Source organism: Rugamonas sp. FW305-51, from assembly GCF_058786935.1.
Genome location: NZ_JBYSZG010000006.1, coordinates 109,976 through 125,657 on the forward strand (window position 1 = coordinate 109,976; position 15,682 = coordinate 125,657).

At 68.5% G+C, this 15,682-nt stretch carries 14 protein-coding genes; 9 read left to right on the plus strand and 5 right to left on the minus strand.

The genetic code is table 11. The features are described from left to right. Window positions 1-24: 24 nt before the first annotated feature. Window positions 25-1,524, minus strand: a complete 1,500-nt coding sequence (locus AC3WOS_RS06615) for an efflux RND transporter periplasmic adaptor subunit (protein ID WP_492715083.1) — start codon at window positions 1,522-1,524, stop codon at window positions 25-27. 205 nt (window positions 1,525-1,729) lie between these two features. Between AC3WOS_RS06615 and AC3WOS_RS06620 the strand changes: the two genes are divergently transcribed. The 3 genes from AC3WOS_RS06620 (at window position 1,730) to AC3WOS_RS06630 (ending at window position 4,229) form a co-directional block, all read left to right on the plus strand. Continuing rightward, window positions 1,730-2,209, plus strand: a complete 480-nt coding sequence (locus AC3WOS_RS06620; protein WP_492715084.1) for a Spy/CpxP family protein refolding chaperone — start codon at window positions 1,730-1,732, stop codon at window positions 2,207-2,209. Between the two features lie 71 nt (window positions 2,210-2,280). Continuing rightward, window positions 2,281-2,973, plus strand: a complete 693-nt coding sequence (locus AC3WOS_RS06625; RefSeq protein ID WP_492715085.1) for a response regulator — start codon at window positions 2,281-2,283, stop codon at window positions 2,971-2,973. Next, on the plus strand, window positions 2,973-4,229 hold the full coding sequence (locus tag AC3WOS_RS06630; protein ID WP_492715086.1) for a sensor histidine kinase: 1,257 nt from the start codon (window positions 2,973-2,975) through the stop codon (window positions 4,227-4,229). Before AC3WOS_RS06625 ends, AC3WOS_RS06630 begins: the two co-directional genes overlap by 1 nt. An 8-nt stretch (window positions 4,230-4,237) precedes the next feature. Here AC3WOS_RS06630 and sppA read toward each other — a convergent pair whose 3' ends face one another. Then, window positions 4,238-6,091, minus strand: a complete 1,854-nt coding sequence (gene sppA, locus AC3WOS_RS06635; protein WP_492715087.1) for a signal peptide peptidase SppA — start codon at window positions 6,089-6,091, stop codon at window positions 4,238-4,240. Between the two features lie 199 nt (window positions 6,092-6,290). Between sppA and AC3WOS_RS06640 the strand changes: the two genes are divergently transcribed. The 6 genes from AC3WOS_RS06640 to AC3WOS_RS06665 all read left to right on the plus strand — a co-directional run bounded on the left by AC3WOS_RS06640 (window position 6,291) and on the right by AC3WOS_RS06665 (window position 13,540). Continuing rightward, window positions 6,291-6,506 (plus strand): DUF3820 family protein, encoded by a 216-nt coding sequence (locus AC3WOS_RS06640; protein ID WP_492715088.1) that lies wholly within the window; start codon window positions 6,291-6,293, stop codon window positions 6,504-6,506. Window positions 6,507-6,871: 365 nt separating this feature from the next. After that, the gene (locus AC3WOS_RS06645; RefSeq protein ID WP_492715089.1) at window positions 6,872-7,891 is read left to right on the plus strand and encodes a M4 family metallopeptidase; all 1,020 of its coding nucleotides are present in this window, start codon (window positions 6,872-6,874) and stop codon (window positions 7,889-7,891) included. Between the two features lie 11 nt (window positions 7,892-7,902). Further along, complete coding sequence (locus tag AC3WOS_RS06650; RefSeq protein ID WP_492715090.1) at window positions 7,903-8,208, plus strand: protealysin inhibitor emfourin; 306 nt, start codon at window positions 7,903-7,905, stop codon at window positions 8,206-8,208. A 17-nt stretch (window positions 8,209-8,225) separates the two neighbouring features. Beyond that, the gene (locus AC3WOS_RS06655; protein WP_492715091.1) at window positions 8,226-9,941 is read left to right on the plus strand and encodes a response regulator; all 1,716 of its coding nucleotides are present in this window, start codon (window positions 8,226-8,228) and stop codon (window positions 9,939-9,941) included. Next, window positions 9,931-10,959, plus strand: coding sequence for an ABC transporter substrate-binding protein (locus AC3WOS_RS06660; RefSeq protein ID WP_492715092.1), 1,029 nt, complete (start codon window positions 9,931-9,933; stop codon window positions 10,957-10,959). The genes AC3WOS_RS06655 and AC3WOS_RS06660 overlap by 11 nt, the downstream gene beginning before the upstream one ends. 10 nt (window positions 10,960-10,969) lie before the next feature. After that, complete coding sequence (locus AC3WOS_RS06665; protein ID WP_492715093.1) at window positions 10,970-13,540, plus strand: ATP-binding protein; 2,571 nt, start codon at window positions 10,970-10,972, stop codon at window positions 13,538-13,540. Window positions 13,541-13,952: 412 nt separating this feature from the next. Here the strand turns inward: AC3WOS_RS06665 and AC3WOS_RS06670 are convergent, their stop codons facing one another. From AC3WOS_RS06670 to AC3WOS_RS06680, 3 genes are all read right to left on the minus strand, one after another. Continuing rightward, complete coding sequence (locus tag AC3WOS_RS06670) at window positions 13,953-14,333, minus strand: glutaredoxin (RefSeq protein WP_492715094.1); 381 nt, start codon at window positions 14,331-14,333, stop codon at window positions 13,953-13,955. A 2-nt stretch (window positions 14,334-14,335) separates the two neighbouring features. After that, the gene (locus AC3WOS_RS06675) at window positions 14,336-14,791 is read right to left on the minus strand and encodes a DUF1810 domain-containing protein (RefSeq protein WP_492715095.1); all 456 of its coding nucleotides are present in this window, start codon (window positions 14,789-14,791) and stop codon (window positions 14,336-14,338) included. A gap of 119 nt (window positions 14,792-14,910) precedes the next feature. Then, the gene (locus tag AC3WOS_RS06680) at window positions 14,911-15,603 is read right to left on the minus strand and encodes a glutathione S-transferase N-terminal domain-containing protein (protein WP_492715097.1); all 693 of its coding nucleotides are present in this window, start codon (window positions 15,601-15,603) and stop codon (window positions 14,911-14,913) included. Between the last annotated feature and the right edge of the window lie 79 nt (window positions 15,604-15,682).

Below are 15,682 nucleotides of genomic sequence, written 5' to 3' on the forward strand. Positions count from 1 at the left end.
CGTCCAGCCTGGGGCGCGCCATCGTCATTGCGCGCTCCCGCGCGGTGGGCGTTGCGCTTCCGAGCCGCCACTGGCGCCTACACTGGCCCCTGCGCCAGCGCCGTCACCGGAGCGTCCGCCCGCGTGCGCGCGTCCGCCCATGCCGGCACCGGAGCCTGCGCCGCCATCGGGAGCCGCACCAGCGTTTGCGCCCGCACCTGCCCCCGCGCCGCCGCGATGGCCGCCACGCCGGCCGCCGCCGGCGCCAGCACCGGGCTTGTCGCCCGCCAGCACCACTCGGGCACCATCCTTCAGCCGGTCGGCACCTTCCGTGATGACCTGCTCGCCGGCCTGCAGGCCCGTCTTCATCTGCACCTTGTCGGTCGTCGCCTGGCCGCGCGTGACAGGCCGCAGCGACACGGTGCGGTCGGCGTTGAGCACGTACACGAAATCGCCGCTGGCGCCATGGCGCAGCGCCGTCACCGGCACCATCACCGCATCCTTGATGGTGCGCAGTTCCAGCCGCAGGTTGACGAACTGGCTGGGGAACAGCGCCATCTTGTCGTTGGCGAAGCGTGCCTTGGCCTTGACGGTGCCGGTCTGGGTGTCGACCTGGTTGTCGAGCGCCGCAAAGCGGCCCTCCGCCAGCGCCGTGGTGCGGGTGCGGTCGAAGGCGGTGGCCGGCAACGCGCCGCCCTCGCCCGCGCGCGTCAGCACGTCCGGCGCCTGGTCCTGCGGCACGGTAAAAGTCACGTCGATCGGCGAGAGCTGGGTGATGACGGCGATGCCGCCCGCGTCGCCGGAGCCGACCAGGTTGCCCACGTCCACCGCCCGCAGACCCACCCGGCCGCCGATGGGCGCCACCACCTTGGTGTAGCCCAGGTTCAGGCGCGCCATGCCTTCGGCCGCGCGGTCCGTCATCACCGTGCCTTGCAGCTGCTTGACCAGCGCGGCCTGCGTATCCACATCCTGGCGCGCGATCGAGTCCTGGCCCAGCAGCGTGCGGTAGCGTTCCAGCGTCAGCTTGGCGTTTTCCAGCTGGGCCTCGTCGCGCTGGCGCTGGCCGCTCGCCTGCAGCAACGCCATCTCGAACTGGCGCGGGTCGATCTGGGCCAGCACCTGGCCGGCCTTGACCATCTGCCCTTCCTTGAACAGCACCTGCTGCAGGATGCCCGACACCTGCGCCCGCACGGTGGTGGTGGCCGCCGCCGTCACGGTGCCCAGCGCGTCGAGCGTCACCGGCACATCGGCTTTTTCGGCCGTGGCGACGCCGACCGTGGTGGCCGGGCCGCCGCGCCGGCCGCCGGGACCACCGGGGCCGCCCGGTCCACCTGGACCTCCCGGTCCGCCAGCGCCACCCGGTCCACCGGGGCCGCCGGCCATGCCGGCCGCACCGCCCGCACCGCCGGCGGGATGGGTCAGATACCACGCCAGCCCGCCCAGCGCCGCCATCACCGCAACCGCGATCACACCACCGGCCAGCCTGGCGCGCCCGCTGCGCCGGGGTGGGGTTGCGTAACGTTCCGGTGTCGCTTGCGTATTCATGGTGTTTCCTCGTCTTGGCCCCGCCGGGGCGGAATGGTGCTGTCGGATGCGTGCCATTTTACGGGCGCCCATCGCCATTCTGTGCCCAATTTACAAACTTGCTACAAATGCGGCTTTACAAAACTTTACCTGCGCGACATGGCCCCGTTACGGCGCCCTTCCATACTGGTTCCCGTAGTTTCCTCCAACCAACCAAGGACTGAACATGAGCATCTTCAATCGCAACACCATTGCCGCCTTCCTGCTGGGCAGCGCCCTGGCCGTGGGTGCCGGCGCCTTCGCCGTCGAACGTCACCTGAACAGCGCCGGCCCGCACAGCGCCATCGACGCCACCGCCCACGTCGACCGCATGCTCAAGCACATGTACGTGGAAATCGACGCCACCGATGCCCAAAAGGCGCAGATCGAGCCGCTGGTGCGCCAGGCCATGCAAGACCTGATGCCCATGCACGAGCAGCTGCACAAGGCCCACGCGGCGGCGCTGCAGATGCTGACGGCGCCCACCATCGACCGCGCCGCGCTGGAAGCGGCACGCGCCCAGAACATGCAGCTGGCCGACCAGGCCTCCAAGCGGCTGGTGCAACTGATTGCCGACGTGGGCGACCAGCTGACTCCGGCCCAGCGCCAGAAGCTGGCCGACCACCTGTCGCGGCTGCATGGCCACCGCGGTCACCACCAGGGCTAAGTCCTCCCGAGCGAACCGCCTGGACGCGCGGCGGCTTGTGAAGGCCCCCGCCACTCCGTAGAATGAACCACATGGCCGACTGTATCCTCCTCGTTGAAGACGATCCCCGCCTGGCCGAGATGCTCACCGAGTACCTGGGCCAGGCGGGCTTTCGCGTGCATGCCGCCGCCACCGGCGCCGACGCGCTGGCGCAGCTTTCCGCCACCCCGGCCGACGCCGTGGTGCTGGACCTGATGCTGCCCGACATGGACGGCCTGGACGTCTGCCGCCAGCTGCGCACCCATTCCGACGTCCCGGTGTTGATGCTGACGGCGCGCGGCGACGCGGTGGACCGCATCGTCGGCCTGGAGATCGGCGCCGACGACTACCTGCCCAAGCCGTTCGAGCCGCGCGAACTGCTGGCGCGCCTGCGCGCCATCCTGCGCCGGCGCGTGGACGGCAAGCGCGATGGCGCGCCCGCGCTGCGTTTCGGCCGGCTCGAGATCGACCCGGACGGCCACAGCGCCAGCGTGGACGGTGCGCCCTGCGAGCTGACCTCCTACCAGTTCGACCTGCTGCTGGCGCTGGCCCAGCATGCGGGCCGCGTGCTGTCGCGCGACACGCTGATGGAACTGGTCAAGGGCGAACAGATCGAAGCGTTCGACCGCTCGATCGACGTCCACATGTCGCGCATCCGCGCCGCCGTCGAAGACGATCCGAAAAAGCCGCGCCGCATCATCACCGTGCGCGGCGCCGGCTACCTGTTCGCGCGGGCGCAGGACTGATGTCGCGCCTCTACTTCCGCTTCTACGTCGCCCTGCTGGCCAGCCTGATGCTGTTCGCGCTGGCCGTCTCGCTGCTGTGGCACCGCAGCGGCGGGCCCATGGAACGGGCCGACGCCACGCTGGCCCGGCTGGTGCAGAACACGCTGGCCCCGGCCGGCGCGCCGCCCGCACAGCAGCAGGCCGCGCTCGAGCGCATGGCCAGCGGCATCAACGCCCGCATGACCCTGTACGGCGCCGACTGGACCGCGCTGGCCACCGTCGGCCCGCCGCTGGCCAAGCCGGAATGGCGGCTGCGCACCATGACGGCGCCGCCGCGCGCCTCCTACGTGCGCCTGCCGGACGGCCGCCAGCTGCTCTCGAGCCGGCCGCTGGGCTTTACCAGCGCGCGCCAGGTGCTGCATGCCATGCTGCTGTTGCTGGTGCTGGGCGTGGCGGTGGCCGCCTACCCCGTCGTGCGCCAGCTCACGCGCCGGCTGGAACGGTTGCAAACGGGCGTGGAATCGCTGGGCGCGGGCGACCTGTCGGCCCGGGTCCAGGTGGAAGGCAAGGACGAGGTCGCGCAGCTGGCGCGCAGCTTCAACCGCGCCGCCGACCAGATCGAACAGCTGGTGGGCGCCCACAAAACGCTGCTGGCCAACGCCTCGCACGAACTGCGCACGCCGCTGGCGCGCATCCGCCTGGCGCTGGAGCTGATGAAGGAAACGGCCGATCCCAAGCGCCGCGCGGGGCTGGAACAGGACATCGGGGAACTGGATCACCTGCTGGACGAAATCCTGCTGGCCAGCCGGCTGGGCGCCATCGACGACGCCATGGCGGTGGAGGAAGTGGACTTGCTGGCGCTGGCCGCGGAGGAATGCGCCCATTACGACGGCGCCGTGCTGAACGGCGCCAGCGCCACCGTGCAAGGCGACCCGCGCCTGCTGCGCCGCCTGTTGCGCAACCTGCTGGAGAACGCGCACCGGCACGGCGTACCGCCGGCCCACGTGCGCATCGAGCGCCATGACGAGGCCGAGGCGCCCATCGTCACGCTGAGCGTATGGGACAGCGGCCCCGGCATCCCGGTGGCCGAATTCGAGCGCGTGTTCGAGCCGTTCTACCGCCGCGCCGGCACGCGCGACAACGGCGGCGCCGGACTGGGACTGGCACTGGTGCGCCAGATCGCCCGCCGCCACGGCGGCGACGCCCGCTGCGCCACCATGCCCGACGGCCGCAGCCGCTTTGCCGTCACCCTGCCGCTGCTGCCGCTGCCGGACTGACGGCTACCTCAGGGCGATTCGCACAGGCAGTGCGTGATGGCCATGAACGGCTTGTGGCCGGCACTGACTTCGTTCAGCCAGCCCAGGTCATGGGCGATGTCGCTCGCCGCCCCCGGCGGCAAGCCCGTCGTCGTCAGGCCCAGCTTGACCTGTGCGCCCACGGCCTGGGCCACGGAGCCGCCGAACATCTCGAGCAGCCGGTCGAACTTGCTGGTCTCGCGCTCGATGTAGGTGATGCGGTAGTCGTCGCCCAGCTTGGCGCGGCGGGCCGCCGACTTGATGGCGTCGTTGTAGCTGCCCAGCGTATCGACCAGGCCCCGGTCCTTGGCCTGCTGGCCGGTCCACACGCGGCCCTGGGCCACGGCGTCGATTTTCTCGGGCGTCGTCTTGCGCGCCTGCGCCGCCTTGGCCGTGAATTCGCCGTAGATGTGGTTGATGCTGCTCTGGATCACCTGGCCAAAGCGCGGGTCGAGCGGACGCAGCGGATTGCCCGCGTCGCCCAGCCAGGTGGTGGGCGCGCCGGCCGTGTGGATGCCCAGCTTGTCGATCACTTTTTCCGCCGTCGGCAAGATGGCGAACACGCCGATCGAACCGGTGATGGTGCTCGGGTCGGCGATCACTTCGTCGGACGACATGGAAATCCAGTAACCGCCCGAAGCGGCCACGTTACCCATCGATACCACCACCGGCTTGCCGGCCGCGCGCGTCAGTTCCAGCTCGCGCCGGATCAGCTCCGAGGCGAACGCGCTGCCGCCGGGCGAATCGACGCGCAGCACCACGGCCTTGATCTTGTCGTCCTCGCGCGCCATGCGGATCAATTTGGAAGTCGAATCGCCGCCGATGGCGCCGGGACCGGCCGTGCCGTCGCTGATCTCGCCGGCCGCAATCACCACCCCGATGGCGTCGCCCGTCAGCTTGGGATGCAGGCGGGCCAGGTACTCGTCGTAGGCGATCTGGCGGAAGCTCTTGCCGTCGGGGACGCCCCGCTCCACCATCAGCTGGCGGATCTGGTCGCGCGTCTTCAGGCCATCGACCCATTTGGCCGCCAGCGACAGCTTGGCCAGGTCGCCATTGACGGCCGCCGCCTTGGCCGGCAGGTCGTTGATGGTTTTCATGACAGCACCCTGGGGCAGCTTGCGGGCCCGCTCCACTTCGCCCGTGTAGGCATTCCACAGGCCGTTGTTGAGGTAGGCGTCGGCCTCGCTGGCCGCCTGCGACGGACCGTTGGCGATGAACGGCTCGCCGAAGCTCTTGTAGGTACCCACGCGCAGCAGGTTGACCGTCACGCCCAGCTTGTCGAGCGCGTCGCGGTAGTAATTGCGGTAGCGGCCAAAGCCTTCCAGCATCACCATCCCCATCGGGTGCAGATAGACTTCGCTCGCGTGCGCGGCCAGCAGGTACTGGCTCTGGTCATAGCTGGCGCCCCACGCCACCACCGGTTTGCCGCTGGCCTTGAAACGGTCCAGCCCGGCCGCCACTTCGCGCAGCATGGCCTGGCCGCCGCCCTGCAGCTCGTCGGCCAGCAGCACGGCCGCGCCGATGTTGGGGTCCTTGGCGGCCGCGTCCAGCACGGCCAGCACGTCGCGCAGCTGCACCATCTTGCGTGCCTCGCCGCCCCGTACGCTGGTCAGCAGCGCTTCGCGCGCGCCGCCGCTGTTCTGCTCGACCAGCGTCCCCTTCAGGTCCAGCACCAGCGTGGTCTTGGGCGACAGCGGCTTGATGCCGCCGCCAAACAGGCCGTAGACGAGGGCGATCAGCAGCGCCAGGAACAGCAGGTTCAATACCGTGCGACGGCCGGCGTCCAGCACGCGCCAGCAAAAGGCGAAGCCGCGGCGCGCATACGATAGGGGTGAAAAAGACATCGGTACTCCTGATCTGTGTAAAGCGTGACAATGTAATCCAAAAAGCAAGCGACTGGCTAGCGGGGGCGGCTCGGCCGCCCCCGCGGGCTGCGCTGGCCGTTCCCCGCAATATACACCCGCCAGGGCGGCACGCGCCGGCCGCCCCGCCGCGGCGGCTATTTCACGCCTGGTCCGCGCTTTTTCCTTTATATTGCATGCCATGGAATCGGAAAAACTCGCCCTGCTGGTCCGTCGCGAAATGCCCTACGGTAAATACAAGGGGCGGCTGCTGGCCGACCTGCCCGGCCACTACCTGGGCTGGATGGCGCGCGCCGGCTTCCCGGCCGGCGAACTGGGCGGTTTGCTGGCCCTGATGTATGAACTCGACCATAACGCCCTGCGCCATCTGCTCGATCCGCTACGCGCGCGGGGTTGACTGACTTGCAAGGCAATGTTGCCAAAAAAATACAGGCCGTTTTTTCGGCTTGCCCAAACAGCACACATTGAGCATCATCGTTGCAATGCGCGCAGCAATTACCGTTGCTAGTCCCGCAAATCGTGGCGCAAGGCACCCCATCCATCCACATTGCGCCACCGTGATTCCAGTATGGCAATTGTCAGGCCAGGCCGCCTCAGCGTGTGACAATGTGCGTACATTTGCAATGATATAAAGACTATATTACCGAGGAAGTGCACCACCATAAGCGGCCCCGGCCGCTACCGGGCGGCGCACTTGTGGCGCCCGGCTTGCCACGGCTGACAGAGGATCCGGGCCCGTTGCGGTCTTTGAGGAAGATAGTCATGCATACCCATCATCACCACTGCACCTGTTTCATCATCCCGTCCGACATGCTGCGCAAGCTGGCGGACGCCGCCGCCACGGACGCGGAGCGCCAGTCCCTGCTGGACCAGGCCGAGCATTCCGCCTATCTGCGCGGCCAGCGTTCCGTCACGCCCGCCCTGATGGGCATCAGCGCCGGCGAGAAACGCCGCACCGTCTACAACGCCAGGCATGGCACCACCCTGCCCGGCAAGCTGGTGCGGGGCGAAACCGACCCGGCCGGCCACGACCTGGCCGTCAACCAGGCGTATGACGGCGCCGGCGCCACCTACGATTTCTACTTGAATGTGCTGAACCGTAATTCCGTCGACGGCAAGGGCCTGCGCCTCGATTCGACCGTCCATTACGATAGAAAGTTCAACAACGCGTTCTGGAACGGCCAGCAGATGGTGTATGGCGACGGCGACGGCAAGCTGTTCCTCGGCTTCACGGGCGCCGTCGACGTCATCGCCCACGAACTGACCCATGGCGTGACCCAGTACACGGTGCCCGGCGGCCTCGTGTACCGGGGCCAGAGCGGCGCCCTGAACGAATCGATTTCCGACGTGTTCGGCAGCATCGTCAAGCAATGGACGCTCAAGCAGAGCGTGGACCAGGCCGACTGGCTGATCGGCGCCGGCATCATGGCCCCGGCCGTGGGCAAGGCGCTGCGCTCGATGGCCGAGCCGGGCAACCGGGCCCTGACCTGGTCCGGCGACGACCAGCCCGCCACCATGGCCGGCTACCGGGACGAGGCCGACGTGCACACCAGTTCCGGCATCCCCAACCATGCGTTCTACATCGCCGCCACCATCCTCAAGGGCCATGCCTGGGACAAGGCGGGGCCGATCTGGTACCGCGCCCTGCCCCTGCTGAGCTCCAACGCCACGTTTGCGGAAGCGGCCCATGCCACCATCCAGGCCGCCACCCTGCTGTACGGCGCCAACTCGGCCGAGCAGCAAGCCGTCCAGACCGCCTGGAAGGAGGTTGGGGTGATTTGAACGGGAGAGCCATGCGCCTCGTATTGCGTAGTACAGGAGGATTTACCGGACCGGCCGGCGCCCAGACGCGCACGGCCGATACGGCGACGGCGTCGGCCGGCGTCGGCGTGCGGCTGCGCCAGCTGGTGCGGGACTGCGACTTTTTCGCTTTGCCGGCCCAGCTGCTGGCCGCCGCGCCGCAGTCGTGGGACTTCGTGCATACCTTGCAGGTGGAGGCCGACGACGGCCTGGCCCACACGGTAAGCTATCACCTCGACGCGGCGCCGCCGGCGCTGCGCGAGCTAACGGCCGCCCTGCAAGCGCAGGCACCGGACTGACGCAGGCAGGAGATGGCATGAACCAGCCCGGAACCCGGCCCCGCATCCTCATCGTCGATGACGAGGGCGCCCACATGCAGGCCCTGTGCAGCACGCTGCGCGACCACGGCTACGACACCTGCGGCTACGACACGGGCGAGGCCGCGCTGGGCGCGCTGCGCGCAACCGGCTACGACCTGCTGCTGGCCGACCTGATGATGCCGGGCATGGACGGCATCACCCTGGTGCAGGCCGCGCGCGCCATCGATCCCGACCTGGCCTGCATCATCATGACGGGCGAAGGCTCGATCGCCTCGGCCGTGCGGGCCATGAAGGTGGGCGCGCTCGACTACATCATCAAGCCGTTCAAGGTATCGACCATCCTGCCGGTGCTGGCGCGCGCGCTCGAGACGCGCATGCTGCGCATGGAAAACGCCAAGCTGGAGAGCCAGCTGCGGGCCCACGCGGCCGAGATGGACGTTCTCAACAAGGACCTGGAACTGGCCCGCCAGCAGGCCGAGCGGGCCAACCAGGAAAAATCGACCTTTTTGTCCCACATGAGCCACGAGCTGCGCACCCCGCTCAACGCCATCCTCGGCTTCGCCCAGATCCTCACCTCCGACAAGCTGCCCTCCACGGCCGACGAGAAGCAAGCGTTCGCGCGCCACATCCTGCAGGCCGGGCGCCACCTGCTGACGCTGATTAACGAAGTGCTGGACCTGGCCAAGATCGAGTCGGGCGCCATGACGCTGTCGCTGGAACCGGTGGCGCTGGCGCGCGTGTTCCAGGAATGCCAGGCCATGATACAGCCGCTGGCCACCCGGCGCGGCATCGAGCTGCGCTTCCCGGCGCGGGCCCCGGCCCACGTGCTGGCCGACCGCACCCGCCTCAAGCAGGTGCTGATCAACCTGCTCTCGAACGCCGTCAAGTACAACCGCGAACGGGGCACCGTGGCGCTCGACTGCGTGGCGGCCCAGGCGGGGCGGGTGCGCATCGCCGTGCGCGACACGGGCGCCGGCCTCACGGCGGCCCAGCTGGAACTGATCTTCCAGCCCTTCAACCGGCTGGGCCAGGAAGGCTCGAGCGAGGAAGGCACGGGCATCGGCCTGGCCCTCACCAAGCGCCTGATGGAAGCCATGCGCGGCCAGATCGGCGTGGCCAGCATGGTGGACGTGGGCAGCACCTTCTGGGTCGAACTGCCGGCCAGCGACGGCGGCCTGGCCGTGGTGCCCGAGCTGGTCGCCTTCACGCCCGTGCCGGGCGTGCCGGAAACGGCGCCGCCGCCGGCGCCCGAGCCGGCCGGCCCGCCGGCGGCGCCCGACGGCGCCGGCCATACCCTGCTGTATGTGGAAGACAACCCGGCCAACCTGCAGCTGATCGCCGACCTGCTGCGGCTGCGGCGCGGCATCCACCTGCTGTCGGCCACGGACGGCGCGCGCGGCCTGGAGCTGGCGCGCCAGCACCGCCCCCAGCTGATCCTGATGGACATCCACCTGAACGGCATGGACGGGCTGGAGACGCGCCGGCGCCTGCTGGCCGACCCGGACACGGCCCACATTCCCGTGATCGCCATCAGCGCCAGCGCCATGCCCGACCAGGTGCGCCACAACATGGCGGCCGGCTTTTTCCGCTATCTGACCAAACCGATCGATGTAACCGCCTTTACCGAAGCCGTCGACAGCGCGCTGCGGCTGACGGCACCCACCAGGGAGGAACGAGATGACACAGCCATCGGGGCCGCGCTTGACCGCTAAAGGCGCCATTGCGGCGCTGGCAGGACTGCTGATCCTGATCGCGCTGACCCTGCTGGCCGGGCGCTACGGCTGGCTGGACCTGGGCGCCTCGACCCGCCCCGTGGCCGCGCTCGAGCAAATCTCGATCGCCACCAACAGCGCCTATGCCGGCACCTGCCCGGTGGCGGCCGCGCGCGAGAATGGCTATTTCGCCGACCAGGGCTTGCTGGTCACGCTGCAGGCGCGCTCGAGCGGCAAGGCGGCCATGGAGGCGGTGATGCAGGGCCAGGCCAACCTGGGCACGGTGGCCGACATCCCCATCATGTTCGCCGGCATCAACAACGATCCCGTGACGGTGATCGCCACCATCTTCCGCACCGAGCGCGACCACGGCGTGGTGGCGCGGCGCGACCGCGGCATCCACACCCCGGCCGACTTCAAGGGCAAGCGCATCGGCGTCACCCTCAACACCTCGGCCCATTTCGCGCTCGACGCCATGCTCAACCGGCACGGCCTGGCGCCGGCCGACGTCACCATGATCAACTACCGGCCGGAAGACCTGTACGACGCCATGGCGCGCGGCGAAATCGACGCGGCCGCCACCTGGGAACCATTCCTGGACGCCCTGCTGACCCAGCAGGGCGAAAACGGGCGCGCCTTCTACGGCAAGGATATCTACGAAAGCCTGTACAACATCACCGGCCTGCGCGACTACGTGCGCCAGCGCCCGCGCACCATGGAAAAAGTGCTGCGCGCGCTGGAACGGGGCGCGCAGTACTGCAGCAGCCATCCGGACGCGGCCCGTGCCCTGATGAGCGCCAGCTCCCAGAGCGACGACCGCCAGTTGCGCGCCTCGTGGCCGGCTTACCGCTTCGGCGTGGTGCTGGACCAGGGCCTGATCCTGGCGCTCGAGGATGAGGCGCGGTGGGCCATGAAGAACAAGCTGACGGCCCGCACCGACCTGCCCAACTACCTCAGTCTCATCTACCTGGACGGCCTGGAGGCGGTGTCGCCGGCCGCCGTCACCATCATCCACTGACGAGGACCCGGTGAAGATCTCTACCCGCCTCAAACTGGCCGGCGTGCTGGCCCTGCTGCTGGTGTCGGCCATGCTGGCCGTGCTGCTGTCGACGGCCGTGCAGACCCGGCGCGAGCTGGCCAAGAATGAAGCGGCCGGCAACTTGCTGCAAGGGGTGACGGCGCTGCGCTACCTGATGATGGAATACGCGCTGCGCCACGAGGAGCGCACCCGCATCCAGTGGCAATGGCGCAGCGCCTCGCTGACCCAGCTGCTGGTGGCCATGCCCAGCCCGGGCGACCGGCAGGAAGAGGAATTGCTGGCCGACCTGCGCAACAACCAGCTCAGCGTGGAGCAGCTGTTCGGCCTGCTCGTGGCCAACCAACGCCAGCTCGCGCAGACGGCGCTGGCCGAGCGGCGCGCCATCCACGAGGAACTGGCCACCCGCCTGTCGGGCCAGATCACCAACAAGACCCAGGCCATGATCTCGGGCGCGCTGGTGCTGTCGCAGCGCAGCCGGGCCGGCGTGGTGGAGGCCCAGCAGCGCGCCAACGGCGCCGCCATCGGCTCGGGCGCGCTGGTGCTGGTGTTTGTCGTCATGACGTTCCTGATCGTGCGCCGGCGCGTGCTCGCGCCCCTGGCCACGCTGCGCGAAGGCACGGCCATCGTCGGCGCCGGCAACCTCGACTTCGCCCTCAACATGGGCACGCGCGACGAGATCGGCGAACTGGCCAACGCCTTCGACAACATGACCGACAAGCTCAAATGGACCACCGTCTCGCGCGATGAGCTGGGCCGCAGCAACGACGCGCTGCAGACCGAGATCGTGGTGCGCCAGCAGGCCGAACACAAGGTGCAGGCCCAGCTGGGCCGGCTCAACCTGCTGCACCAGATCACCCGCTCGATCGGCGAGCGGCTCGACTTGCGCAGCATCTTCCAGGTCGTCATCCGCAGCCTGGAAGACCAGCTGCCCGTCGATTTCAGCTGCATCTGCCTGTACGACCAGGGCCAGAACATGCTCGAGGTGAGCAGCGTGGGCCTGCGCAGCTCGGCCCTGGCGATGGAATTCGCGATGACCGAGCACAGCCGCGTGCCGATCGACCAGAACGGCCTGTCGCGCTGCGTGGCCGGCCTGCTGGTGTACGAACCGGACATCAAGGCGGTCGACTTCCCCTTCCCCCAGCGCCTGGCGCGCGGCGGGCTGCAGGCGCTGGTGATGGCGCCGCTGCTGGCCGAGAGCACCGTGTTCGGGGTGCTGGTGGCGGCCCGCCACGAGGCCAACAGTTTTTCCAGTGGCGAGTGCGAATTCCTGCGCCAGCTGAGTGAACACGTGGCCCTGGCCGCCAACCAGGCCCAGCTCTACAGCGCCCTGCAGCGGGCCTACGACGACATCCGCCAGACCCAGCAGACGGTAATGCAGCAGGAGCGGCTGCGGGCCCTGGGCCAGATGGCCAGCGGCATCGCGCACGACATCAACAACGCCATCTCGCCCGTGGCCCTGTACACGGAATCGCTGCTCGAGACGGAGCCGGACCTGAGCCCGCGCACGCGCGAGAACCTGGAAGTGATCAAGCGCGCCATCGACGACGTGGCCGCCACGGTGGCGCGCATGCGCGAGTTCTACCGCCAGCGCGAGCCGCAGCTGAGCCTGACCCCGGTGGACGCCAACCTGCTGCTGCAGCAAGTGATCGACCTGACGCGGGCGCGCTGGAGCGACATGCCGCTGCAGCGCGGCATCGTGATCCGCATGATGACGGAGCTGGCGCCGGACTTGCCGCCCATCCACGGCATCGAGGGCGAGATCCGCGAAGCGCTCACCAACCTGATCTTCAACGCGGTGGACGCCATGCCCGACGGCGGCACGCTCACGCTGCGCACGCGCCACCGGCGCAGCCAGCCCGACGGCGTGCACAACCCGCCGCCGCAGCAGGTGCTGATCGAAATCTCCGACAGCGGCGTGGGCATGGACGAGGCCACCCGGCGCCGCTGCCTGGAACCGTTCTTCACCACCAAGGGCGAACGGGGCACGGGGCTGGGGCTGGCCATGGTGTACGGCATGACGGAACGGCACGGCGCCGGCATCGAGATCGACACCCGGCCCAACGGCGGCACCACCATGCGGCTGCGCTTCCCGGTGCAGGCCAACGCCTGCGCAACGTTGCCGGTGCAGCAAGGCACGCCGCCGTCGGCGCGCCGCATCCTGGTGGTGGACGACGACCCGATGGTGCTCAAGTCGCTGCGCGACATCCTCGAGATCGACGGCCACACGGTCACCTCGGCCGACGGCGGCCAGGCCGGCATCGACCTCTTCACCGCCGCCGTGCACAGCGGCGCGCCATTCGAGCTGGTCATCTCCGACCTGGGCATGCCCTACATCGACGGACGCAAGGTGTCGGCCGCCATCAAGGAACTGTCGCCCACCACGCCCATCATCCTGCTCACGGGCTGGGGCCAGCGCCTGCTGACGGACGGCGACAGTCCCAACCACACGGACTGCGTGCTGAGCAAGCCGCCCAAGCTGCGCGAGCTGCGCGCCGCCCTGACCCAGCTGCTGGGCAGCGGCACGGCGTCGGAGGAAACGGAACTGGCCAGCGAAAAATAGGGTTCATCACGGATTGGCGTGAATTCCAGGCGCTGCCGCGCCTCTTCCGAGAGTCGCCAGGTCGCAGGATACAGGGTGGTCCTGTTCTTTTCGCCCGCTTTTACTAAAATGCGCGATTGCGTAATAGATCACTATGGCTGCCACGATTTCACTCTGATTAGTGGAAAATCGTGGTACTAAAACATACTGGACGCCGCTAAGACCTATATCGCCGTTTAGCGGAATTTAGTGTTGCCGCAATGGCTATTTTAGTAAGCGATAGCGCGTTGCAGTAGTCTCCCGCGGGGATTAGCTGCGTTTATAAAACCACCGCCCCGGCAGCACCACCATGGCTGTCCTCCCCCTTCATTGCTCCCCCGGAACAATGAAGGGCCCGGAACTTCGGCAACGGCCAATGCCGGCCGTCCGCTCGTCAAGCCGGTTGCGGTTCCGCCAGCAGCGCGGCGAACTGGCCCTGCGCCACCAGCTGTTGCAGCTCCTGGGCGCCGCCCACCAGCACGCCGCGCACGAACACCATGGGCATGGTGGGCCAGCCGGTCCACATCTTGAGCGCATTGCGGCGGCGCCATTGCGACAGGTAGCTGCCGTATTCCAGGTATTGGTAAGGCTGGCCCAGCTCGTCGAGGATCTTGCGCGCCTTGCGGGGGAACGGATTCTGGGCCATGCCGACCACCACCACGGCGTGGGCCGCGATGGCGGCCTGCACTTCGCGCACCACATCGGCGTGGCTGTTCGTGATAACGGTGCGGATGGCGGGATGGATGTGCGCTTCGTCCAGGATGCTGCGGGTCATGGTCATTCCTCGTTGGTTGACAGGAGACTGAGCGTAGCCTGATCCGGCGTTCCGGCAAAGTACTTTTGCAAACATTGCGCAAAAATGGGCGCCTCGGCCGGCGCCACCGCGCGGGCGAACAGAGTCAGGCAGGAATGGAACTTCAGGTCGTCCGGGCTGCCGAAGATGGCGTGCGGGTCGTGGCCGGGCCAGCCGGCCAGCAGCGCGCAGCACGCGCGCAGCCGCCCGCCCAGCACAGGGTCGGCCAGGTAGGCCCGCGCCTCGTCCAGGCCCGACAGCGCGTAATGGCGGGCCGTCTCGCTGCGCCCCAGCCCGATCAGCTGCGGGAAGATGAACCACATCCAGTGGCTGCGCTTGCGGCCCTGCGCCAGTTCGGCCAGCACCGTGTCGTACACGGGCGCCTGCGCCGTCCTGAAGCGCTCCAGGTCATATGGATGTGGCGTTGTTTGCGGTGTCATGGCGGCCTCCTTGCGTGTTCCCGGCGCCCATCATGGCACGAAACGGCATCCGCGGCAGCGGCCGGGCCGCATCCTGTGCGCCCCGCGCCGTCAGCACATGGCGCGGCGCAGGCGCATGGTCATTTGCGGCCCTGCCCGAACAGGATGGCGCGCTCCTCGTCGCTCATCTTGCGGTCGCTGCGGGCATACACGTCCTCCACGCCCTGGTAAGCCTTGACCACGGACGGGCGCGCCCGCATGGCCTCGAACCAGCGCTGCAGATGGGGGAACTGGTCCAGCTGCTGGCCATGGGCGGCGTGCGGCACGATCCACGGATAACAGGCGATGTCGGCGATGGAGAATTGACCAGCGATGAAGTCGCGTCCGGCCAGCTGCCGGTCCAGCACCCCGTACAGGCGGGCCACCTCGCGCGTGTAGCGGTCGATGGCGTACGGCACCGTTTCCGGCGCGTAGATGTTGAAGTGGCCGATCTGGCCTGCCATCGGCCCCAACCCGGAAATCTGCCAGGCCAGCCATTGCAGCGCCTCCAGCCGGGCGCGCGGCGCCTTGGGCAGGCCGAAGCCCGTCTTCTCGGCCAGGTATTGCAGCATGGCGCCCGATTCGAACATGGACAGCGACGCGCCGCCGTCGGCCGGCGCGTGGTCCACCAGGGCCGGGATCTTGTTGTTGGGCGAGATGGCCAGGTATTCCGGCTTGAACTGCTCGCCCTTGCCCAGGTTGACGCGGATCAGGCGGTAATCGAGCCCCGCCTCCTCCAGGTAGATGGTCATTTTCAGGCCGTTGGGGGTGGCGGCGTAGTACAGGTCGATCATGGGTGCTCCTTGGTCAGGTGATGCGCCCATTCTGCCCCGCCCCATGGCGCTTTCAAAGTGCCACAAACCAGGAAAAACA

Coding starts and splice junctions, on each gene's coding strand:
- AC3WOS_RS06680 (WP_492715097.1), bottom strand. CDS start 15,603: ATGATCGACCTGTACTACGCCGCCACCCCCAACGGCCTGAAAATGACC.
- AC3WOS_RS06645 (WP_492715089.1), top strand. CDS start 6,872: ATGCATACCCATCATCACCACTGCACCTGTTTCATCATCCCGTCCGAC.
- AC3WOS_RS06620 (WP_492715084.1), top strand. CDS start 1,730: ATGAGCATCTTCAATCGCAACACCATTGCCGCCTTCCTGCTGGGCAGC.
- AC3WOS_RS06640 (WP_492715088.1), top strand. CDS start 6,291: ATGGAATCGGAAAAACTCGCCCTGCTGGTCCGTCGCGAAATGCCCTAC.
- AC3WOS_RS06650 (WP_492715090.1), top strand. CDS start 7,903: ATGCGCCTCGTATTGCGTAGTACAGGAGGATTTACCGGACCGGCCGGC.
- AC3WOS_RS06675 (WP_492715095.1), bottom strand. CDS start 14,791: ATGACACCGCAAACAACGCCACATCCATATGACCTGGAGCGCTTCAGG.
- AC3WOS_RS06655 (WP_492715091.1), top strand. CDS start 8,226: ATGAACCAGCCCGGAACCCGGCCCCGCATCCTCATCGTCGATGACGAG.
- AC3WOS_RS06625 (WP_492715085.1), top strand. CDS start 2,281: ATGGCCGACTGTATCCTCCTCGTTGAAGACGATCCCCGCCTGGCCGAG.
- AC3WOS_RS06615 (WP_492715083.1), bottom strand. CDS start 1,524: ATGAATACGCAAGCGACACCGGAACGTTACGCAACCCCACCCCGGCGC.
- AC3WOS_RS06630 (WP_492715086.1), top strand. CDS start 2,973: ATGTCGCGCCTCTACTTCCGCTTCTACGTCGCCCTGCTGGCCAGCCTG.
- AC3WOS_RS06670 (WP_492715094.1), bottom strand. CDS start 14,333: ATGACCCGCAGCATCCTGGACGAAGCGCACATCCATCCCGCCATCCGC.
- sppA (WP_492715087.1), bottom strand. CDS start 6,091: ATGTCTTTTTCACCCCTATCGTATGCGCGCCGCGGCTTCGCCTTTTGC.